Source organism: Devosia naphthalenivorans (genome assembly GCF_003056355.1).
Classification (GTDB): domain Bacteria; phylum Pseudomonadota; class Alphaproteobacteria; order Rhizobiales; family Devosiaceae; genus Devosia; species Devosia naphthalenivorans.
The window spans coordinates 514,134-535,784 of the sequence record NZ_PYVW01000001.1 but is presented as its reverse complement, the minus strand read 5'-3'; the positions used below and the strand labels follow the sequence as shown (position 1 = coordinate 535,784).

Annotated in this window: 19 protein-coding genes; 10 read left to right on the top strand and 9 right to left on the bottom strand. The window is 61.7% G+C overall.

Going from position 1 to position 21,651, the window contains the following annotated elements; all coding sequences use genetic code 11:
• The first annotated feature begins 111 nt into the window (after window positions 1-111).
• The 3 genes from folD (at window position 112) to C8264_RS02880 (ending at window position 2,244) form a co-directional block, all read left to right on the top strand.
• Window positions 112-1,014, top strand: a complete 903-nt coding sequence (folD, locus tag C8264_RS02890) for a bifunctional methylenetetrahydrofolate dehydrogenase/methenyltetrahydrofolate cyclohydrolase FolD (RefSeq protein ID WP_108459418.1) — start codon at window positions 112-114, stop codon at window positions 1,012-1,014.
• Window positions 1,011-1,565 carry a DUF1643 domain-containing protein gene (locus C8264_RS02885; RefSeq protein ID WP_108459417.1) on the top strand — a complete coding sequence of 185 codons (555 nt, stop codon included), beginning with the start codon at window positions 1,011-1,013 and terminating at the stop codon, window positions 1,563-1,565. The genes folD and C8264_RS02885 overlap by 4 nt, the downstream gene beginning before the upstream one ends.
• Before the next feature lie 61 nt (window positions 1,566-1,626).
• On the top strand, window positions 1,627-2,244 hold the full coding sequence (locus tag C8264_RS02880) for a hypothetical protein (RefSeq protein ID WP_162783425.1): 618 nt from the start codon (window positions 1,627-1,629) through the stop codon (window positions 2,242-2,244).
• Between the two features lies 1 nt (window position 2,245).
• On the opposite strand, the gene C8264_RS02875 is transcribed toward C8264_RS02880, so the two are convergent.
• The gene (locus C8264_RS02875; protein WP_108459415.1) at window positions 2,246-2,587 is read right to left on the bottom strand and encodes a hypothetical protein; all 342 of its coding nucleotides are present in this window, start codon (window positions 2,585-2,587) and stop codon (window positions 2,246-2,248) included.
• A gap of 4 nt (window positions 2,588-2,591) precedes the next feature.
• The gene (gene metH, locus C8264_RS02870) at window positions 2,592-6,356 is read right to left on the bottom strand and encodes a methionine synthase (RefSeq protein WP_425430656.1); all 3,765 of its coding nucleotides are present in this window, start codon (window positions 6,354-6,356) and stop codon (window positions 2,592-2,594) included.
• Window positions 6,357-6,599: 243 nt separating this feature from the next.
• Between metH and C8264_RS02865 the strand changes: the two genes are divergently transcribed.
• From C8264_RS02865 to C8264_RS02835, 7 genes are all read left to right on the top strand, one after another.
• Window positions 6,600-7,646: a septal ring lytic transglycosylase RlpA family protein gene (locus tag C8264_RS02865; protein WP_108459413.1), complete on the top strand. Its 1,047-nt coding sequence runs from the start codon at window positions 6,600-6,602 to the stop codon at window positions 7,644-7,646.
• A gap of 46 nt (window positions 7,647-7,692) precedes the next feature.
• Entirely contained in the window at window positions 7,693-8,838 is a 1,146-nt protein-coding gene (locus C8264_RS02860) for a D-alanyl-D-alanine carboxypeptidase family protein (RefSeq protein ID WP_108459412.1), read from the top strand.
• Window positions 8,839-8,950: 112 nt separating this feature from the next.
• Window positions 8,951-9,634, top strand: a complete 684-nt coding sequence (gene tmk, locus C8264_RS02855) for a dTMP kinase (protein WP_245892908.1) — start codon at window positions 8,951-8,953, stop codon at window positions 9,632-9,634.
• The gene (locus C8264_RS02850) at window positions 9,631-10,659 is read left to right on the top strand and encodes an AAA family ATPase (protein ID WP_108459410.1); all 1,029 of its coding nucleotides are present in this window, start codon (window positions 9,631-9,633) and stop codon (window positions 10,657-10,659) included. Before tmk ends, C8264_RS02850 begins: the two co-directional genes overlap by 4 nt.
• Window positions 10,656-12,206, top strand: coding sequence for a methionine--tRNA ligase (metG, locus tag C8264_RS02845; RefSeq protein WP_108459409.1), 1,551 nt, complete (start codon window positions 10,656-10,658; stop codon window positions 12,204-12,206). Before C8264_RS02850 ends, metG begins: the two co-directional genes overlap by 4 nt.
• Window position 12,207: 1 nt before the next feature.
• Window positions 12,208-12,987, top strand: coding sequence for a TatD family hydrolase (locus tag C8264_RS02840; RefSeq protein ID WP_108459408.1), 780 nt, complete (start codon window positions 12,208-12,210; stop codon window positions 12,985-12,987).
• A gap of 3 nt (window positions 12,988-12,990) precedes the next feature.
• Window positions 12,991-13,827, top strand: coding sequence for an MBL fold metallo-hydrolase (locus tag C8264_RS02835; protein ID WP_108459407.1), 837 nt, complete (start codon window positions 12,991-12,993; stop codon window positions 13,825-13,827).
• Window positions 13,828-13,933: 106 nt separating this feature from the next.
• Here C8264_RS02835 and C8264_RS02830 read toward each other — a convergent pair whose 3' ends face one another.
• From C8264_RS02830 to C8264_RS02800, 7 genes are all read right to left on the bottom strand, one after another.
• Entirely contained in the window at window positions 13,934-14,935 is a 1,002-nt protein-coding gene (locus C8264_RS02830; RefSeq protein ID WP_108459406.1) for a TIGR03842 family LLM class F420-dependent oxidoreductase, read from the bottom strand.
• A gap of 62 nt (window positions 14,936-14,997) precedes the next feature.
• Window positions 14,998-15,789, bottom strand: coding sequence for an ABC transporter ATP-binding protein (locus C8264_RS02825; RefSeq protein WP_108459405.1), 792 nt, complete (start codon window positions 15,787-15,789; stop codon window positions 14,998-15,000).
• Entirely contained in the window at window positions 15,786-16,808 is a 1,023-nt protein-coding gene (locus C8264_RS02820; RefSeq protein WP_108459404.1) for a putative F420-0 ABC transporter permease subunit, read from the bottom strand. Before C8264_RS02820 ends, C8264_RS02825 begins: the two co-directional genes overlap by 4 nt.
• The gene (locus C8264_RS02815) at window positions 16,805-17,746 is read right to left on the bottom strand and encodes a putative F420-0 ABC transporter substrate-binding protein (protein WP_108459403.1); all 942 of its coding nucleotides are present in this window, start codon (window positions 17,744-17,746) and stop codon (window positions 16,805-16,807) included. The genes C8264_RS02820 and C8264_RS02815 overlap by 4 nt, the downstream gene beginning before the upstream one ends.
• Before the next feature lie 3 nt (window positions 17,747-17,749).
• Window positions 17,750-18,586 carry a coenzyme F420-0:L-glutamate ligase gene (gene cofE, locus C8264_RS02810; protein ID WP_108459402.1) on the bottom strand — a complete coding sequence of 279 codons (837 nt, stop codon included), beginning with the start codon at window positions 18,584-18,586 and terminating at the stop codon, window positions 17,750-17,752.
• Between the two features lie 10 nt (window positions 18,587-18,596).
• Window positions 18,597-19,610, bottom strand: coding sequence for a glucose-6-phosphate dehydrogenase (coenzyme-F420) (gene fgd, locus C8264_RS02805; protein ID WP_108459401.1), 1,014 nt, complete (start codon window positions 19,608-19,610; stop codon window positions 18,597-18,599).
• 75 nt (window positions 19,611-19,685) lie between these two features.
• Window positions 19,686-21,554, bottom strand: a complete 1,869-nt coding sequence (locus C8264_RS02800; protein WP_108459400.1) for an adenine deaminase — start codon at window positions 21,552-21,554, stop codon at window positions 19,686-19,688.
• Window positions 21,555-21,651 lie beyond the last annotated feature (97 nt).

Sequence of the window (21,651 nt, the reverse complement as noted above, 5' to 3'; positions counted from 1 at the left end):
CTGTTGCAGCCCTTTATTTTTGCCCAATCCCATGGACCTGGCGAGCAGCATTTTCTATTGCTGCGCTGTGCCCGTGCCGGGCAACGCAAATCATCAGAGATGGAGGTTCCCATGACCGCTAGGATCATCGACGGCAAGAGCTTTGCTGAAGGTCTACGGGGCCGCATCGCGGGTCATGTCGAGCGGATGAAAACCGAGCATGGCATCACGCCGGGTCTCGCCGTGGTCATCGTCGGACACGATCCGGGCAGCCAGGTCTATGTCGCGCAAAAGGCGCGCCAGACAGTGGAAGTGGGCATGCACTCTGAAAAATATGAGCTGCCCGAGACGGCAAGCGAAGCGGAAGTGCTGGCGCTTGTCGAAAAGCTCAACGCCGATCCGGCTATCCACGGCATCCTCGTGCAACTGCCCGTGCCACCCCAGATCGACGCCAAGAAGATCATCGAGACCATCTCGCCGGACAAGGACGTGGACTGCTTCACACCGGCCAGCGTTGGCAAGCTGGTGATCGGCCTGCCAGGGCCGGTTTCATGCACGCCGCTGGGCTGCCTGATGCTGCTGCGGGACACGCTGGGCGATCTGGCGGGGTTGCATGCCGTGGTGGTGGGGCGATCCAATCTCGTGGGCAAGCCGATCGCCCAATTGCTGCTGCGGGAGAATTGCACCGTCACCATGGCGCATTCACGCACCAAGGATCTGCCTGATATTGTGCGCCAGGCGGATATCGTGATCGCCGCCGTTGGCCGGCCGGAGATGATCCGTGGTGATTGGATCAAGCCGGGCGCGACGGTGATCGATGTCGGCATCAACCGAATCGATGCGCCAGAGCGCGGCGAGGGCAAGACGCGCCTGCTTGGCGACGTGGCCTATGCCGAAGCGGCGGAGGTTGCGGGCGCCATCACACCGGTGCCGGGCGGCGTTGGCCCGATGACCATTGCGTGCCTCTTGGCCAATACCATTACCACGGCGTCGCTCATCAATGGGCTGGTGCCGCCGAGTGACCTGACTGCATGATCGACGGGGCTGGCCACGATCCGGGCGGCAGGGTGCGCCTGCCGCTGATGCCCGGGGTGAAGGGTGATGCTGTTTTCAGCGACAGGGAGCATCGCCAGCTGATGCGGCGCTGGATCGGGGACAGTTTCCCCGACCGCTACATCATGTTCATCGGCATGAACCCCAGCACCGCCGATGCGACCGTGAACGATCCGACCTGTGCCCGCGAGTGGACCTTTGCGGGGCGCGAAGGTTTTTCCGCGATGGTGAAGGCCAATGTGGGGGACTATCGTGCGACAGACCCGAAAATGCTCCTGGCGCCGGGAGTGGTCGCGGTGTCCGAGGCCAATCTGCCGGCGATCCGTCGCGCGGCGGCTGGGGCCGCGAACGTCGTGCTTTGTCACGGAAGATTAAACAAAGCACTGGTACAAAGTGGTCGCGATATTGTTGCCGCATTGCAAGGCGATGGTGTCGCGCTCTGGTGCTTTGGCACAAATGCGGACGGTTCGCCCAAGCACCCGCTCTATCTACGGCTCGATACGCCGCTGGTGGAGTTCGGTGAGAGGATGTGAACCAAAGACCTTGGACTGCGTTGCCGTTGGGGGATGGCAAATACAATAGCGAGATTTTGACTTGTTGGCTTGCCTGACCAGAACCTTCCTTCCCGTTTCGATCGCAATCGGCGGTCTTGCCTTGCCTGCCTTGGCGCAGGAACAAACTCCGCCTCCTGCGGCTACCAACAGCAATGTCTTCGTGTTCGGCGGCGTCTACTCCAGCGAATCGGTTGGCGAGACGTTCAACTTCATCGGCACGGATTATCAGGACGCCTATATGCTGGGCGGCGGCTACCAGCATTTTTTCCTGGGCGCGGAGAATGGTTTCCAGGCGGGTCTTGAGGCAGGCGCTGCCTTGCGCAAGGGGCCGGGTGTTTCGGGTGAGGCCTGGGCCGGCGTCGTGTTGCGTTCCGATGGCTTCATCAAGAACGATCACGTCAAGATTTCAGCCAGCATCACCGGTGGGCTCTCGCTCATCACCGATCCGCTGGATGTGGAAGTCGCGCGCGAGATCAGCCGCGATGGCGACAGTACGTTCCTGTTCTACATGGCGCCTGAGATCAGCATCTCGGCGGCCGATAATCCGAACATGGAAGCGTTCTGGCGCGTTCAGCATCGCTCCGGCGGCTGGAACACCCTTGGCCATATGGGCGAAGGGGCGAACGCCAATACGCTTGGCGTCCGCTGGAAATTCTAGTTTATCCCGCCAGGTAGAACAGTCGCGCGACCGTATGATCCCGCAACGCCTGGGCCGGCAATTTGCCGGTGAGGGCTGCCACCACACGGCCCTGGTCCGCGACAGCGGTCGCGTCTACCACCACGCTTTTGAACGCGGGCCTGAGCCCTTGCCGAGCGCCTTCCCACAGGTCGAACAGCAATGCCCGCACGTCCGTGCGGGCGGCGCAGGCGATGCACTGCTCCCCATCCTGATGGCCGTGGCCGGAATTTGCCGGCAAGCGCAGCAGGGCTGTGTCGGGGTCGAGCGTCAGCAGATGCCCGACCTCCGTCACCAGCTTCACGGGGATAGGTTCAGCTTTCATGCCTTCACTCCGCCGCGACGATTGACGGGCCGGGGATGTAGTTGAGGATCGGGCCCAGCCACCGCTCCACGTCTTGCACGGACATGTTCTTGCGCTGCGCATAATCCAGCACCTGGTCGCGCTCGACTTTGGCCACGCCGAAATAATAGGCGTCCGGATGGGAGAAGTAGATCCCCGAGACCGATGACCCCGGCCACATCGCGTAGCTCTCGGTCAGCGTCACGCCGGCATTCTTTTCGGCTTCGAGCAGGCGGAACAGCGTCGTCTTCTCGGTATGGTCGGGCTGGGCCGGATAGCCGGGAGCCGGGCGGATACCGCGATAGATCTCCGTCAGAAGCTCGTCATTGCTCAAATTCTCGTCGGCGGCGTAGCCCCAAAAATCCTTGCGCACACGCAGGTGCATATACTCGGCCATGGCTTCGGCGAAGCGATCGGCAAGCGCCTTGACCAGAATGGACGAATAGTCGTCGTTCCGCTTTTCGAACCGCTCGGCGATCTCGACCTCTTCGATGCCCGCCGTAACGACAAACCCGCCCATATAGTCGGGTTTGCCGATACCGGCGGGGGCAACGAAGTCGCTCAAGGCCATGTTTGGCTTGCCATCGCGCCTCGTGAGTTGCTGGCGCAGGGTGAAGAGCGTCGCCAGTTCCTCGGTGCGTGCACCGTCCTTGTAGAGCCGGATATCGTCCCCCACGGCATTGGCCGGCCAGAAGCCTATGACGGCACGCGGTCTGAACCATTTCTCGGCGATGATCTGGCTGAGCATTTTCTGTGCATCTTCGAACAGCGACCGCGCTGCCTCGCCCTGGCGCTCGTCCTCGAGAATGGCCGGATAACGCCCCTTGAGCTCCCAGGTCTGGAAGAAGGGTGTCCAGTCGATGTATTCAGCCAATTCGGCAAGATCGAAACCGTCGAACGTCCGGGTGCCGAGGAAGCTCGGTTCAGGCGGCGTGTAGTCGCTCCAATCAGGCTTGAAAGCATTGGCGCGCGCCTTGGCGAGCGGGATGCGCTGCTTTTCGCTCTCGGCACGTTCGTGTGCGGCTGCCGCCTTGGCGTACTGCGCTCGAATATCTTCGATGAAGCTGACCTTGGTATCCTTGCTCAACAGATTGCCCACCACGCCGACGGCGCGGCTGGCATCGTTGACGTGCACGGCCTGACCGGCGCTGTAGCGCGGGTGAATCTTGACGGCCGTGTGCACGCGGCTGGTCGTGGCGCCGCCGATGAGCAACGGAATATCGAAGCCTTCCCGCTCCATCTCGGATGCGACGTGGGCCATTTCATCGAGCGAAGGCGTAATGAGACCGGACAGGCCAATGATATCGACGTTTTCGTCCCGGGCAGTCTGCAGGATCTTGGCCGCAGGGACCATCACGCCCAGATCGATGATCTCGTAATTGTTGCAGCTCAGGACCACGCCGACAATGTTCTTGCCGATGTCGTGCACGTCGCCCTTCACCGTGGCCATCAGCACCTTGCCCGCGCTCTGGCGGCCAGTAGCATTGCCATCGGCGTTCTTCTCGGCCTCCATATAGGGCAGCAGCAGGGCGACGGCCTGCTTCATCACGCGGGCGGACTTGACCACCTGCGGCAGGAACATCTTGCCCGAACCGAACAGGTCCCCCACGATGCCCATGCCGGACATCAATGGACCCTCGATGACGTGCAGCGGCCGCGGCAGCTTCAGCCGCGCTTCCTCGGTGTCTGCGTCGATATATTCGGTGATGCCGTTGACCAGCGCATGGGCGATCCGCTCTTCGACGGACTTCTCGCGCCAGCTCAGATCCTTGGCTGCAACTTCCTTGCCGGCGGTGCCGCGATAGCGCTCGGCAAGCGCCAGCAGGCGATCGGTGGCGCCTGGATCGCGGTTGAGGATCACGTCCTCGCAGGCGGTGCGCAGTTCCGGCTCGATCGATTCATAAACGGCGAGCTGACCGGCATTGACGATGCCCATGTCCATGCCGTTCTGGATGGCATAGTACAGGAACACCGCGTGCATGGCCTCGCGCACCGGCTCGTTGCCGCGGAACGAGAAGGAGAGGTTCGAGATGCCGCCCGAGATGTGCACATGGGGCAGGGTCTCGGTGATGATCTTGGTCGCCTCGATGAAGGCAACGCCATAACCGTTGTGCTCCTCGATCCCGGTAGCGATGGCAAAGACATTGGGATCGAAAACAATGTCTTCCGGTGGAAAGCCAACGTCTTCCGTGAGGAGCTTATAGGCGCGCTTGCAGATCTCGACCTTGCGCTCCAGCGTATCGGCCTGACCCTGCTCGTCGAAGGCCATGACCACGACCGCGGCACCATAGGCACGCACCAGCCGGGCGTATTTCAGGAACTGCTCTTCGCCTTCCTTCATCGAAATCGAGTTGACCAGTGCCTTGCCCTGCACGCATTTCAGACCCGCCTCAATGACCTCCCATTTCGAGGAGTCGATCATCAGCGGGACCTTGGCCACGTCGGGCTCGGCCGCAAGCAGATTGAGGTACTCGATCATCACCTGTTCGCTGTCGATCAGGCCTTCATCCATGTTGATGTCGATGATCTGGGCGCCATTGGCGACCTGATCGCGCGCCACTTCCAGCGCCGCAGTGTAGTCGCCGGCTGTGATCAGCTTGCGGAAGCGGGCGGAGCCGGTGACGTTGGTGCGCTCGCCGACGTTGACGAAGGGAATATCCTTGGTCAGCGTGAAGGGCTCAAGTCCGGCTAGACGCAGCAGCTTCTCTGTCTCTGGTACGGCGCGCGGCTGGTGCTTGCTGACGGCTTGCGCGATGGCCCGGATATGCTCGGGCGTCGACCCGCAGCAGCCGCCGACAATGTTTACATAGCCGGCCGCGGCAAATCCTTCGATCTGCTCGGCCATGAATTCGGGTGTCTCGTCATACTGCCCGAATGCGTTCGGCAGGCCGGCGTTCGGATAGGCGCAGATGAAAGTGTCCGCTACGTCGGACAGTTCGCCCAGGTGGGCCCGCATTGCATTGGCGCCCAATGCGCAATTCAATCCAATGGTGACCGGGTTGGCATGACGCACCGAGTACCAGAAAGCCGTCGGCGTCTGGCCCGACAGAGTGCGGCCGGAGAGATCGGTGATGGTGCCCGAAATCATGATCGGCACGTCGATGCCGCGCTCCTCGAACAGCCGCTGGGCGGCGAATATGCCGGCCTTGGTGTTGAGCGTGTCGGTGATCGTCTCGAACAGCAACAGGTCGGCACCGGCGTCCACCAGACCGCGGATGGCCTCGCCGTAGGCAACGACCAGTTGGTCAAAGGTGATGGCGCGGTGACCGGGGCTGTTGACGTCCGTGGACATGGACGAAGTCTTGTTGGTGGGTCCCAGGGCGCCAGCTACGAAACGGCGGCGGCCGTCTGCCGCCTCGGCGCGCTGGGCTGCACGGCGAGCAACCAGAACGCCCTGAAAGTTGATGTCGTAAACCGCCGACTCACAAGCGTAATCGGCTTGCGCGACCGACGTGGCCGAGAAGGTATTGGTCTCGGCGATATCGGCGCCGGCCATGAAATAATCGAAGTGGATGTCTTCGATGCGCTGTGGTTCCGTGAGCACCAGCAGGTCGTTATTGCCCTGCAGCGGCAACTTCCAATCCTTGAAGCGTTCGCCGCGGAAATTCTCTTCGCCGAGCTTGAGCCTTTGAATCATCGTGCCCATTGCACCGTCCAGGATCAGGATGCGTTCGCGCGCGGCCTGTGCAAGTGCGGAACGAACCTCGTTCCAATCCGGGATGTACGGGGTAGTCTGATTTTCGGGGCTCATCGGCATCCTGCCTGTTTTATTGCTGCTTAGCGGTTCAACCAGTCACATAAAGATATCTTTATATCTACAGATAAGCAAGGCGCAGCTTGCCAAACCTAGATGGCACAGTTTTGACGCAGCGCAACAATTTGACCGAAACCGCTAACGTTTGGTTGGCCTTAACTCCAGCTAAACCAGAATGAGCGAGCATGCGGGAAAAATCGGGCGAAGTGTTTCATTGTGCCCGCGGATTTAGTTTTGCGTATGAGTTTGCTTACCTTGACACCCTCGTGGCGCCACGCCGTTCGCTTCCTGGCCATCACGGCCATTGTGACTCCCGTTCTGGCTGCCTGTGGCATGGGCGGCCTCGGCGCCACGGTCAAGCGGGGTGCATTCACCTCGTCTGAATACGGCGTGAAAGTATCACCTCGCGTCACCAGCAATCCCAATCCGCCCAAGGGTGGCGGGCGCCACCAGCTCGGCAAGCCTTATACCGTCCGCGGCAAAACCTATGTGCCGCAGCATCAGCCAGGTTACGTCGATACCGGCGAAGCCTCCTGGTATGGTTCGGATTTTCACGGTCGGCGCACCGCCAACGGCGAAATCTTTTCGGCCAATGCCATCACCGGCGCCCATCCAACCCTGCCGCTTCCCTCTTATGTTCGCGTGACCAACCAGCAGAACGGCCGCTCGGTGATCGTGCGGGTCAATGATCGAGGCCCGTATATGCCGGGCCGCATCATGGATCTATCGCACCGTGCAGCGGAGATGCTGGGCTATGTGAATAACGGCCATGCCCAGATCAAGGCCGAATATGTCGGGCCGGCTCCGCTGCAGGGGGATGACACGCGCATGCTCCTTGCCAGCTACAACGGCCCGCCGGTCCAGAGCGGCACGCGCTATGCCGATGGCACCAACAGCCTGGCAGATATGGCCGGCAATTTCTTTGGCGGCCTGTTCTCCTATGCCGACACAACGCCCCAGGAGCAGGATGCCGCCATCGGCAGCGCCCATGCAGCAGCAAATGCGGTGGCGACGCAATCTACGGACCTGGCGTCCTGGGTGCAGTCGGTCGACATGGATGCGCGGACGGTCAAGTTGGGCATTGGCGTGTTCAGCGACCAGGGCAATGCCATCGAAGTGGCCAAGCATTTCGCCATCCTGGGAGCCGTGGAAGAAGAGCAGGTGACGGCCAACGGAGCGCCGGCGACCCGGCTAACTCTCACACATTTGAAGGCTGGCGTGTCACGCGATGATGTATCAGCAATGGCTCAGGAACTTGGCCTGAACGACTTAGTTCTCTATAATTAGACTTGTCTGTCGGAAGCCGCTGCCGGCAGCGCAAAGGGATGCCGACATGTTTCGAATTTGGCTGGTTTTCGTCGCCTTCATGGGCTTGTCCGTTCCAGCACTGGCACAAGCCAGTTTTGAGACCAAGGCCAAATTCGCCGTCCTCATGGACCAGGAGTCCGGCACGGTAATTTTCCAGAAGGACGCAGACCTGCCCATGGAGCCGGCCAGCATGGCCAAGCTCATGACGGTCGCCGTGGTTTTCAACGAAATCGAGAATGGTCGCCTGCAGTTCACGGACGAATTCTTCGTCTCCGAACACGCCTGGCGGACGGGTGGCGCGGCATCGGGCGGATCGACGATGTTTGCCGAACTCAACTCCAAGGTAAAAGTGGAAGACCTGGTTCGCTCCGTCATCATCCAATCGGGCAATGACGCGGCGATCGTGCTGGCCGAGGGAATAGCCGGTTCAGAGGCGGGGTTCGCCGCGATGATGAACGAACTGGGTTCCGATATCGGCCTGACCGATTCTTATTTCACCAACCCCACCGGCTTGCCCGATCCGGACATGTACGTCACGGCACGCGATCTTGCCGATCTGGCACGCTATCTCATCGACACCTTCCCGCAATATTACCACTACTTCTCCGAGCCGGACATGGAGTGGAATGGCATCAAGCAGCCCAACCGGAACTCGCTGGTTGAGCTTGGCATCGGCGTCGATGGTCTCAAGACCGGCCACACGGAAGCTGCCGGCTATGGCTCGGTGATTTCCACAGAGCAGGGTGGACGCCGGCTTGTCGCCGTGGTGCATGGCCTGACCTCGATGGCCCAGCGCACCGAGGAAGGCCGCAAGCTGATTACCTGGGGCGCACGTGCCTTTGAGCGCGTATCCGCATATCCCGAGGGCAAGGTTGTCGCCTACGCCAATGTCTATGGCGGCACATCGGGTAGTGTGGGGCTGGTTGGCGAGGGTGAAGTGGCGCTTTATCTGCCGCGCGGTTCACGCAAGTGCCTCAGCGCGCAAGTGAACTATACCGCGCCATTGATGCCGCCGGTGCAGCAGGGCCAGCAAATTGCCGAACTTCGGGTCTTCTGCGATGACCAACTGGTGCAGGCAGCGCCGCTTTATGCTGCCGAGACGGTGGAAGAGGGCGATATCGTCCGCAAGGCGACCGATGCGCTGAAGCAACTTGCCTTGGGCTGGCTGTAGCGAGCGCGGCGGCACCAGCAGACACACTGGAGGGGTGTACGCGGATCGTTGACGATAGTAGCAAGGCTCCTGGAAACCGATTGGCACCAGAATTCGGATGAACAAGTCTGCCATGCCCGACACGACCGCGCCCATACCAGCTCGCTTCATAACCTTTGAAGGGGGCGAAGGCGTCGGCAAGTCGACACAGGTCAAGCGTCTGCTCAACAATCTGGAACGGCACAATGTCAGGGCCGTGCGGACCCGCGAACCGGGCGGCACACCGAAGGCCGAGGCGGTACGCTCGTTCATCCTGCAGGGGCGCTCGGAAAGCTGGGGGGCAGGGGGCGAGGCCGTGTTGTTCGCAGCAGCACGGCTCGATCACGTGAACCAGCTCATCGCGCCCAATCTGCGCAAGGGCAATTGGGTGCTGTCCGACCGCTTTCACGATTCGACCCGCGCCTATCAGGGCCTCACCGGCGGGGTCGACGAAAAGCTGATCGGCGCGCTGGAAACGCTGGCGCTCAACGGTCACAATCCTGACCTGACCATCATCCTGGACATGGACCCGGAAGCGGCTTTCAAGCGGGTAGCAGCGCGCGAAGTGGAAGAGGGACTGGCCGAAACCGGCGACCGGTTCGAGAAGGAGGAACTGGACTGGCACAAGCGATTGCGCGGTGGGTTCCTGGCAATCGCAGAAGCCAACCCGGACCGGTGCGTTGTAATATCGGCCGATCAGGGCGAGGACGAACTGGAAGCGGCGATCTGGGCAATTGTAAGCGCTCGCTTCCCTGAACTTGGTGGCCGAACCGCGTGAACGATCCCGAAGCACTCCCCGATGTTCCGGCGCCCGAACGCCGCCAGCGAGCGTCAGGACACGACAGTCCGCGCGCAGCCATCCTCGCGCAGATCGCCGGACGGCGACTGCCTGGAGCCATATTGCTGCATGGGCCGCAGGGCATCGGCAAGGCGACATTCGCGTTCGAGTTGGCCGCCGCCATCCTGACGGCTACTGGCGACGAGGACGCTCACCGCGTGTCGGAGCAGGTCAGCGCATTGTCGCACCCCAATCTGTTTGTGCTGCGCCGCAGGCCCAAGGACGGCAAGGGCTACTACACCGTCATCCGGGTCGAAGACGTAAGGGACATCAGGGATTCCCTGCATCACACGCGAGGACGTGCCGGACACCGCATAGCGGTGATCGACAGCATCGATGACTGCAACCCATCAGCCGCCAATGCTCTGCTGAAGACGCTGGAGGAGCCGCCGGCGGATACGACGTTTCTCTTGATTTCCCATCGCCCCGGGCGCCTGCTGCCGACCATCAAGTCGCGCTGCCATAATCTGGCATTGCGGCCGATCGTGGCTGATCATGTGCGCGGCGTGCTGCTCGAGCATGATCCGACGCTTGGGCAAACCGAGCTTGACCGTGCGGTAGCGCTATCGGGCGGCAGGCCACGGCGGGCGTTTGAAACCCTGTCGCTCGAAGCCGACTCTGCACTCGGTGCACTGCAGGCGTGGCTGAGCAATCCTGCATTGCAGCCATCCGGCGTCGCCTTGAAGCTGGCAGATGCATTGGGCGCAAACGCTCAAAGCACCGAGCTATCGTTCGCGCGTGAGATGCTGGATGACTGGATGGCCGATGAGGCGCGCATGGCAGCGATCGAGGGTGGGAGCCGGATGCGGCTTGCCTCGGCAAACGAGCTATGGGACAAGGCTCACGCCCTTTTTGCCGACGCCGACGACATCAATCTGGATATGAAACAGACCCTTGTTGCCGTGTTCGACGCCATCAGGAAGCACGTTGCCCTTTTCGTCCCATCGCCCACCGAGACCTTATGACCGCCAAGCCCTTCTACGTCACGACTGCGATCTCCTATCCTAACGGCGCGCCGCATATCGGGCACGCCTATGAGATGATCGCGACCGACGCCATCGCCCGCTTCAAGCGGCTGGAGGGGCGCGAGGTTTATTTCCTGACGGGAACGGACGAGCACGGCATCAAGATGGTGCAGACAGCCGCCAAGGAAGGCGTTCCGGTGCGCGATCTGGCAGACCGGAATGCCGGCGAGTTCCTGCGCCTCGCCGAAGCACTGGAGTTGTCCAACGACGATTTCATCCGCACCACCGAGCCGCGCCACCATGAATCCTCCCAAGCCATCTGGAAGAAGATGGCGGCGAGCCAGAATGGCGACATTTTCCAGTCCACCTACAAAGGCTGGTATTCGGTGCGCGACGAAGCCTATTTCGACGAGGCAGAGCTGACCGAAAAGGACGGCAAGCGCTTCGCGCCTTCGGGCGCCGAGGTGGAATGGGTGGAAGAGCCAACCTATTTCTTCCGCCTGTCGGCGTATCAGCAAAAACTGCTCGATCTCTACGAGGCCAACCCTGATTTCATCGCGCCCAAGGAACGGCGCAACGAGATCATTTCGTTTGTGAAAAGCGGCCTGCAGGACCTGTCGATCTCCCGCACCACCTTCGACTGGGGTATACCCGTTCCGGATGCGCCAGGGCACGTGATGTATGTCTGGGTCGACGCACTGACCAACTACATCACCGGCGCGGGCTATCCCGACGAGGATAGCGAGCTGTTCAAGAAATTCTGGCCCGCGTCTCTGCATGTCATCGGCAAGGACATCATCCGCTTTCATACCGTCTATTGGCCTGCGTTCCTGATGAGCGCCGGTCTGCCGGTGCCGCATCGTGTCTTTGCGCACGGCTTCCTGACCGTCGACGGGCAGAAGATGAGCAAGTCGCTCGGCAATGTCATTGATCCGTTTCATCTGGTCGAAACCTTCGGCGCAGATGCAGTGCGCTATTTCTTCCTGCGCGAAGTTTCGTTCGGGAACGATGGCGACTACAGCAACGAAAAGCTGGTCAACCGCGTCAATGCCGACCTCGCTAACAATCTGGGCAATCTGGCGCAGCGCTCGTTGTCCATGATCAACAAGAACTGCGAGGGCAAGGTGCCCCAGTTCGGCCACGCTACTCCCGCCGACGAAGCGCTGGAGCGCGAGGTCGGCGAAGCCATTCAGGCTGCGCAGCGGGCCATGGACGAGCAATTGGTGCATGAGGCTACGGGCGCGATTGTAGCTGCATTGAGTTCGGCCAATAACTATTTCGCCGCCCAGGAGCCTTGGGCCCTGAAGAAAACCGATCCCGAGCGCATGGCGACGGTGCTTTATCGCACCGCTGACACGGTGCGGCGGCTGACTATTCCGATGTTGGCATTCGTCCCGGCGTCGGCAGCGCGGCTGCTCGACCAGTTGGCAGTACCCGAAGAAGACCGCATCCTGCCGCTTGCGCTGGTGCGCGACCGGTTGGTGCCGGGCACGGAACTGCCGATTCCACAGGGCGTTTTCGCTCGCCTGGAAAAGCCGGCTGAATAAGATGTTGATCGATAGCCATTGCCATCTCGACTTCGAAGCGCTGTCATCCGACCTGAATGGCGTGCTGGCTCGCGCCGAGGCTGCCGGCGTCACCGGGATGGTGACGATTTCCACAAGGGTGGAGAACTTTTCCACATACACGGACCTGGCGGAACGTTTCCCGAACGTCTGGTGCTCGGTCGGCACTCATCCCCACAACGCGCATGAAGAACTGCATATCACAGTAGATGAACTTGTGCGGCTAAGTGCCCACCCGCGGTGCGTTGCGATTGGTGAAGCTGGGCTTGACTACTTCTATGACAATGCTCCGCGCGAGGCCCAGGCGACCGGGCTTCGCCGCCACATCGCAGCGGCACGTATCACCGGTCTTCCACTGGTTATCCACAGCCGCAAGGCTGATGACGACATGGCCGCGATCCTGGAAGAGGAAAGCGCAATAGGCGGGTTCCCATTCGTCCTGCACTGCTTCACTGCTGGATTCGATCTGGCTCGCCGGGCGCTGGCATTGGGCGGTTACATCTCGTTCTCCGGTATCATCACCTTCAAGAACGCCGAAGAGATCCGCGAAGTGGCGGCGTTTGTTCCCGCCGACCGATACCTTGTGGAAACCGACGCCCCATACCTGGCACCCATTCCGCACCGGGGCGCGTCCAACGAACCAAGCTTCGTTCGCCATACAGCCGAGAAGCTGGCGGAGGTGCGCGGGATCAGCCTCGAGCAACTCGGCGCCGAGACAACGGCCAATTTCGCGCGGCTTTTCTCCAAAACCGGACTGGCCTGATCCATGCCGGCGGCCCAGCGGATTGTTGCAACCATTTTGGGCTGCGCATCGTCGGGCGGGGTGCCACGGATCGGCAATGTGTGGGGCGTCTGCGACCCCAATGAACCCCGCAACCGGCGGCGGCGCTGCGCGCTGTTGATCGAAGGTTGGAGCGAAGAGGGCGCCGGACCGACACGCGTGCTGATCGATACCGGCCCCGATATCCGTGAGCAATTGCTGGATGCTCAGGTCGATCGTGTGGATGCGGTGCTCTATACCCACGCGCATGCCGACCATATTCATGGCATTGATGATCTGCGCGTGCTCGCGCTGCACAATCGCAAGCGGGTCGATGTTTATTTCACGCCTGAAACTGGCGATCGGCTCAAGGAAGCCTTCGGCTATTGCTTCGCCACGCCGCCGGGGAGCGATTATCCGCCCATTCTCAACGCGCATGAAATCGCCGCTGGCGACCGGCTGGTGGTGGATGGCCCGGGTGGCAGCATCGAGGTGCTGGCTTTCGAGCAGGAGCACGGCAACATTACCTCGCTCGGGTTCCGGGTGGCCGATTTTGCCTATTCGGTTGATCTCTCCGGTTTCCCCGATGAGTCACTTCCCGCGATCAGCGGGCTCCGGATGTGGATCCTCGATGCCCTCCGGCCCACGCCGCACCCGAGCCATCTGAGCCTGCCCGAGAGCTTGGAGTGGATCGGGCGCATGACGCCGAGGCAAGTGGTGCTCAGTGATCTGCATATCGATCTGGATTACCGGCAGCTTGAAGCGGAAACGCCAGCGCATGTGACGCCGGCGTTCGATGGCATGCGGATCGATGTGCTTACCGGCGAGATATTGAACCAGTAGCGTTGGCCCAGTGGGTGTGGCTGACGCCGTCGCAAGAGCGGTGCGCGCGACCTCGTGGTTCGACAAGCTCACCATGAGGCCTCTGTGGCGCTGCAGCGCGCGAGGCTTACCGAAACGCCGGGATGACGTGGCGCCCGTAGCCGGCGATGATCTCTTCTTCATCGCCGCTGTCGAGATAGATGTTGAATTGGGTCACGCCAGCATCCGCCAGGGTGTGGATTTTGGCGATGTGCTCATCCGGTTCGCCCAGCACGCAGAAGTTCTCGACCACGTCGGGCGTGATGAAATCAAGGAACGGATTGTCCGCCTGGCCGTGCTTTGAATAGTCATAGCCGCGGCGCTTTTCGATGTAACTGGTGAGGCTTTTCGGAATCTGGTCGTTGTCCGCACCATATTTTTCGACGATGTCGGCCACATGGTTGCCGACCATGGCAGGGAACCACTTGGTGGCTTCAATAGCGCGGGCCTTGTCACCGAAATAAGCGGGGGCGGCGGCCATGGAGCGGAACTTGGACATGTCGCGTCCGGCCGCCTTGCCAGCGTCGATGCACTGGTCGGTAAACCACTTGCAAAGGCCGGGATCGGCCAGTTGCAGCACGACGCCATCGGCATGCTCGCCAGCGGTCTTGAGCGCCAGCGGACCATAGGCCGCAACCCAGCTTGGCATGTCATGCCCTACTGCCCAGGGAAATTTTACCGGGGCAGGAATCTCGCCGTAGGATACTTCCTCGCCGCGCACCATGGCCTTGGTTTTGGCGATGAAGTCCGCAACGCGGGCAAGGGTCGCCGGCTTCTTGCCCATGACGCGCATGGAACTGTCGCCACGGCCAACCGCAAGATCGAAGCGCCCGCCACTCTGCTTGGACAACGAGCCGAAAATGGACGCGGCCACCGACCAGTCGCGCACGTCTGGATTGGTGACCAGCGGCCCAAAGCGCATGGAATTCGTATGTTCCATGCACATTGCAATAGCGGCATAGCAATCGCGCCAGAGAATGTGGGAGTCATAGAACCAGCAGTAGCTGAACCCGGCGTATTCAGCGGCTCGTACCAGATAGCGGGCTCGCTCCGCTTCGATGAACCCCTTGAAGGTGATGCCGAATTCCATATTGCCCTCCGCCGTCAATTTTGACCGTTAGGTCAAATTTTTGGGTCGGCGCCGGTCGAATGTCAATCGCTATTAGAAGGCGCGTTGTAAGCCAGTATCGGGCGACCGGTCATAGGGTGGCGCAGCACGCTGGTGTTGACCCCGTAGACATCTCGAAGCATCCACGGTGTGAGCACCGCTTCGGGCACACCTTGGGTCAAGACCTTGCCACCATGGAGAACCACCAGCGAGTCGCAGAAACCCGCGGCAAGATTGAGATCGTGCAGGGCCAGAAGCACCGTAGCCCCGGCGTGCGCGCGTTTTTGCAACAGAGCAAGGGCGGTCAATTGGGCATGCACGTCGAGGTGGTTGGTGGGCTCGTCCAGGACCAAAAGGCGCGGCTGCTGCGCCAGGGCTCGCGCGATCTGCAGGCGCTGTTGCTCGCCACCCGAAAGGGTTTGGTAGAGGCGGTCGGCAAAGCCGGTCATATTCACTGCCTCGAGCGCCCCGGCAACGGCGTGCTCGTCATCACGGGAGGGCGTGGCCTGCCACACAGACTGGAACGGAATTCGGCCGAGCATGACCACGTCTTGAGCTGAGAGGTGCGACTCGGTCGTGCCCGACTGTTCGACAAAGGCGCTGATCTTTGCCCGGTCACGCCGCGGCATCGCCGGCAGATCCGCGCCGTCAAACCGGATGCTGCCATGGGCGAGGGTTTGCAGGCCAAGCGTTGCGCGCATCAGCGTGGATTTGCCTGCGCCGTTCGGGCCGATAAGTCCGGTTAATTGTCCGGTCCGCGCGGAAAGGCTCACGCCATCGAGGATCGTTTTCCCGCCAGCGGTGACGCTTACCTCGGACACGGCGAGCCCGCTCATGTCATGCGCCTGTAGCGAACGAGCACCAGGATAAAAATGGGCGCGCCGATCAGTGCCGTGATGATGCCGACGGGCAGTTCGCGCGGTGCAAAGAGGCTTCGCGCGGCCGTATCGGACCAGATCATGAAGATGGCGCCGAGCAGCATCGATACGGGCAGCAGCACACGGTGGCGCGAGCCGGTGGCGAGGCGCACCACATGGGGAACGATCAGGCCGACAAAGCCGATGGCGCCGCCGATGGAAACCAGCACCCCGGTCAGGAGCGCCGTGGCACCCAGAAGGAGCCAGCGCAGACGGGGAACGTCCACGCCCAGGCTCGCCGCAGCGTTGTCACCAAAGGCGAAGGCGTCGAGCGCCCGGCCGGAAAGCAGCACGGGCAAGCCGATGAAGATGGTGGCCGCAAGAACCGTCACTGCATCGCTCCAGACAGCACCGCTCAGCGAGCCCATCAGCCAGCTCAGGATTTCACGGTAGGAGTCGCCCGTCGCGGACCAGAAGATCAGGAACGAGGTGGCGGCGGACGCCAGCGCCGACACGGAGATACCGGCCAGAATCGCGCGGGCAGGGGTCGCGCCGCCGAGCACTTGCGTGACCAGCAGGGTAAAGGCCATGGCGGCAGCGGCGCCCATGAATGCTCCCAGCGGCATCAGCAATGCGGCTCCTGCGAGCAGGAACACCACCGCTCCAAGCGACGCTCCGGACGAAAGACCGAGCAGGTATGGATCAGCCAAGGGGTTACGCGTCAGAGCCTGCATCACGGCGCCACAAAGTGCCAGGCCTGCACCAACGCCCGCGGCTACGAGCACACGCGGCACCCGCAAATCCCAGATTATCGCATCGCGCAGCCGGGACACCGGCGTATCGGCGACGAGGCCGAGATGATGAGCGATGGTCTGCCACACCTCGGTAGGGGCTATGTCGGCCGGACCAAACGCCACCGCCAGCACAACGCTGGCGAGAAGCAGCACCCAAAGGCCGATGCCGAGCGTCAGCAGCGTCGGCCGTTGCGTTGCTGTCATCGGGTGAAATCGAGTGCCGCCAACTGCGCCGCCATGTCGACGACGGCACCAACATTGCGCACGCCGGCTTCGGAGGCTGGGAAGGGCAGCACGAGATAGCGCTGGTTCATCACAGCATCGAGCTGGCTGGTGATCGGGTTCTCAGCCAGCAGGCGTTTTTTCTGTTCGGCAGAGTTCCAGGCGGCGTCGACAAGGATGATGACATCGGGATTGGCATCGACGACGGCTTCCCAGCTGGCGGAAATCCAACCTTCGTCCTGGTCGGCCATGATGTTTTCGAGGCCGAGTGCCTCCATTATCATGGCGGGGGCATTGTTGCCGGCGCCGACATAGGGCGTCTTCGTGCCAGAGGAATACCAGACGGCAGTAAGCCCGCGGGAGTCTGCGGCAACGGAGGCGAGTTCGGCCTTCTGCTGCTCGATCAGAGCTTGGGCAGCAGTCTCGGCATCGAGAATTTTACCGATCTCGTCGATTTCTTCGAACAGCCCATCAAAGGTGAGCTTGGCGGGTTTGACACTGCGGCAAGCGGCCGGGGAAACGTAGCTGCCGACGCCAAACGCCTGCAGCGTAGCGCGCTCACCGGCACCGTCGGCAGCAAAATTGCTTTCCCAACCGCCATAGATCAGGTCAGGCTCCGCTTCGAGCACGACCTCCTGGGAAGGGAGCTTCTCGGACAGAACCGGCAGATCATCCACCGCCCATTGCGGCGGAACAGGCCCATCCTGGAAGCCGACGCCGACGATCCTGTCGCCCAAGCCGAGGGCCAACAGCATCTCGGTTGCGGTGGACTTGATGGTGACGACCCGCTGAGGGGGCGCAGCGATCTCCAACGGGAAGCCGCAATTCTCGATACGGAGCGGATAGGCCGTCTGGGCGTAGGCGCAATTGCTAGCGAGTACGGCGAGGGTGAGGCCGGCCAGCTGGGGCAGGGTGCGCATGGCTTAATCCTGCCGTTGCTTGCGACGGGGAGCCGCCGACTGGCCACCATTGCGCAGTTCCGCAATGGCGGCGTCGTAGCCCAGCCGATAGGCTTCGGCTGAGCCAAAGCGGAACATGTCATCATCGACCGACCGCACCAGCGTGCGGGCGCCAGCTGCGTCTAGATCGGTCACGAGACGTTCGAGACCTCGAACAACCGCCACCGGAATGTTGCTGGCCTTGCCCTTGACGAGGTCAGCGGCACCGGCAAGCTCATCGGCCAGCACGGTAATAGTAACCTGCAGGGGCCGTCCGTTGGCGTCGACGCCGCCGCGCATATCATCAGTCACGATCAGGCCGGCAGCGCCAATGGCGACGTCGGTCTGGCCAACCCGCCAGGGGCGGCCGAAGGTATCGGTTATGACAATGCCTAGCCGGATGCCGAAACGCTCCCGTAGGCCGGCGCAGAGTGATCGTGCCGAAGCGTCAGGATCTTCGGGCAGCCGCAAGGCCACGCCATCGGGCACGTTGGACGTGTCGATGCCGGCAGCGGCCATGATGAGCCCATGCCGGGTTTCGACGATCTGTGTCACTCCGCCCGGATGAACGCGCTCGGCAACGACGCGGACTGTGTCCTCGGCAATGGCCTTCTCGCGATCCGCGACGGGAACTTGCCGGCCTTCAGCCTTGGAGATGATCTTGCTGGTTACGACGAGGATGTCGCCGTCCTGAAGCGCATCCTCGGGTCGGGTGGTGGACTGGCTCGAAATTGCGTCTGCGATCAAGGCGACGAGGTCATCTCCAGCCGCAATCTCCGGCAGTCCGGCCAAGCCCCAAACGGAAAAGCGCGGTATGACCATGAAAACCTCTTTAGCCCTGACGCTCGGCCGCGATCGCTCGCAGCCGCGGCAGGATATGCTGGGAATAAAGCGACACGAAGCGGCTTTGGTCATCGCCCGGCGCATGGAACACCAGATGATCGAACCCGTAGTCGATATAGGCCTTGATGGCCTCGACGTGTTCCTCGGGATCGCTGGAAACGATCCAGCGCTTGGCTATGCGCTCGATGGGCAATTGGGCGGCAAGCCGCTCCATCTCCTCGGGATCTTCGATCGAGTGCTTTTCCTCGGCGGTGAGTGACAAAGCGGCCCAGCCGCGGGTGTCGTTCAAAGCCCGTTCGTAGTCGGTGTCGAATGACACCTTGACCTCGATCATGCGCTCGAATGGCCTGTCGACCCGATCGGAGTCGGCGCGACCGACGGCGACGTTTGGCAGCAACTGATCGACGTAAAGCTCGGCACCCTTGCCGGAAGTGCAGATGAAACCGTCGCCCGCACGGCCTGCATATTTAGCGTTGAGTGGACCGCCAGCGGCCAGGTAGATCGGCACCATTTCGTCCGGGCGGTCGTAGATCGTGGCGTTCTGCGTCTTGTAGTATTCACCCTCGAAGGTGACGCGATCTTCGCTCCATAGGCGCCGGATCAGCGTTACGGCTTCGCGTAGGCGGGCCGAGCGCTCCTTGAGCTCGGGCCAGACCAAGCCGGTGGAGGGCACTTCATTGAGGGATTCCCCGGTCCCGACGCCGAGAATAACGCGGCCCGGAAACATAGAACCCAATGTGCCGAAAGCATGGGCAACAACGGACGGGTGGAGGCGAAATGTCGGCGTCAGCACCGACGTGCCGACGACGACGCGCTCGGTTTTTGCCAGCAGCGCCGCCATCCAGGATGGCGCGAACGGGGCATGGCCATCGGTGTGCTTCCAGGGCTGGAAATGGTCACTCACGAATACCGAGTCGAACCCCGCCTGCTCGGCTTCGATGCCAAAGCGTAGCAAGGTATTGGGCGCGAACTGTTCGGCTGAAGCCTTGTATCCGAAGCGCAATTCATCCTCCCCGATGACTGCTGGTAGTTTTGACCAAATGGTCAAATCTGTCCATCGAATTCGTAGTGCTCGGCCTCACCAGACGATGGGGTGCGTTTGGCCCGTTGCCACGTTCACGAACCCTTCCGGCGCAAGCGGGGAAGGGGCCACCAGAACCCAGCGCCACGGGGCGCAGGTGAGGGTCGCAAAGGCGAGGCGTTCGGGGAAGCCAGGCCACCAACGAGGCGAAAAGGTGGGTTCGAACATCCATTCGACAGTCTCACCGTGGCGGTATAGCTCCTGCATCTCCGCATCGAGCTCTTCCGGCGGGCGGCAGGTCATCAACCCACCGACTTCGTAGCGGACGGTAGCAACCACCGCATTGTCCCTGACCAGCGCCCAGCCGCCCTGGGTTTGCCTCAGCGCATTAACCGCCATCGCCATGGCGGCATCGGAAGAGCCGACCACCCATATGTTGTGCTTGTCGTGACCCATGGAACAGGCGAGCGCCACGTCCGGCGTTTTGGGCCCGGTGCCCAGCCAGAACATCTTCGAGGTCTTGCCTTCGCCCGAGAAGCGGTCGACGATGGCAAACTTGGTGACGTTCCGTTCCGGGTCACGCTGCACCAGTCCATCGCGCACCGGCAGTTCCATGGTGATAAACTCATCCGCCCAGTGGAATGGGCGCAGAATAGCCGCTTGCATTGTCGACCGGCCGGGCTCTGCCACAATCGCGAAATCCGCTGCAGTGAGTTCACGGCCGATGTTGACGGTCTGCGTCGCCCAATCCGGCCAATCGACGCTCGGAACCGGCTTGATGAACTGCTTTCCCTCCGAAACCTGTTCACCATCGGCCCAGACCTCGGCGATGGACAGCGTCTGCACATTGTCCAGCAATACGAGATCGGCGAAGCGGCCGGGGGCGATCGAGCCCACCCATGGGGTTAGCCGCATGTGACGGGCAGGATTAATGGTGACCAGTTGAATCGCAATCTCCGGCGCAAGACCCGATTCGATCGCCAACCGCACATTGTAGTCCGTCGCACCCTGCTTCATCGTGTCGGAGCAGGAGCGGTCATCGGTGCAAAGGGCAAACTGGGACCAGTCCTGCTGCCCGGCCTCCAGCAATCCCTTGATAATATCGGGCAGGGAGTGCGGACGGATTTCCATGAACAAGCCCCGGCGCAGCTTGTCCTGCACTTCTGCCACGGTCCATGCCTCATGGTCCGATGCCATTCCGGCGGCTGCGAAAGCGTTGATATCGTCAATGGCGCGCATGCCGGCCGCGTGCCCTTCCACCACCCCGCGCTGCTCGAAGGTCGCGCGAATCATGCCCCAGAGCCGTTCGTAGGATGGATTTTCCGGGTTCCACACTGCGGGCCAATCCATCACCTCATCGAGCCCAGCCACCATCAACTGCTGGCGAAGAAATTCCTGCTGTTCATCGTAGCCGAAATGGCCGCCGCCCCACTCATAGGCAGTGGGCGGAACAGCCGAGCCGGGCAGGGGGAATATCTTCATCGGCGAGCCAGCGAGCCGTGCCATGGTCCAGAACTCGAGGTTCCTCGGTCCATTGACGTTGGAAAACTCGTGGCTGGCTTCGCAGGTCCAGGTGTTGCCGTGCGGCAGCACCAGCGCCGCCTCGTATTCAGGCGTGAGATGACTCGATTCGATATGCTTGTGCACTTCCCCGAAACCCGGCACGGCGCTTAGTTCGCGCCGATCAATCCGTTCGCGGACTTCGCCCCGGTAAGCGCCTGCCGCCCCAACCCAGGCGATACGGCGGCCAGCCATCACCACTTCCTGGTCGTCATGCCAATTGCGGCCATGCACATCGAGCAGTCGGCCGACGCGCACAGCCCGATCCGCAGGGCGCTTGCCCAGCGCCACCAATGCCAGGTTCTGGCGGATGCGCACCTCGTCAGCGCCGTTGATGAGCAGGTCGGCAGGCAGGGAGGCGTTCATTCATTCACTCCGATAGGCTGGGCTGGCAATCTGCACAGGCTGACGCTTCAATCAATGTCTGCTTGCCAAAAGACTGTGCTAAGGGTCCGCTCAAATC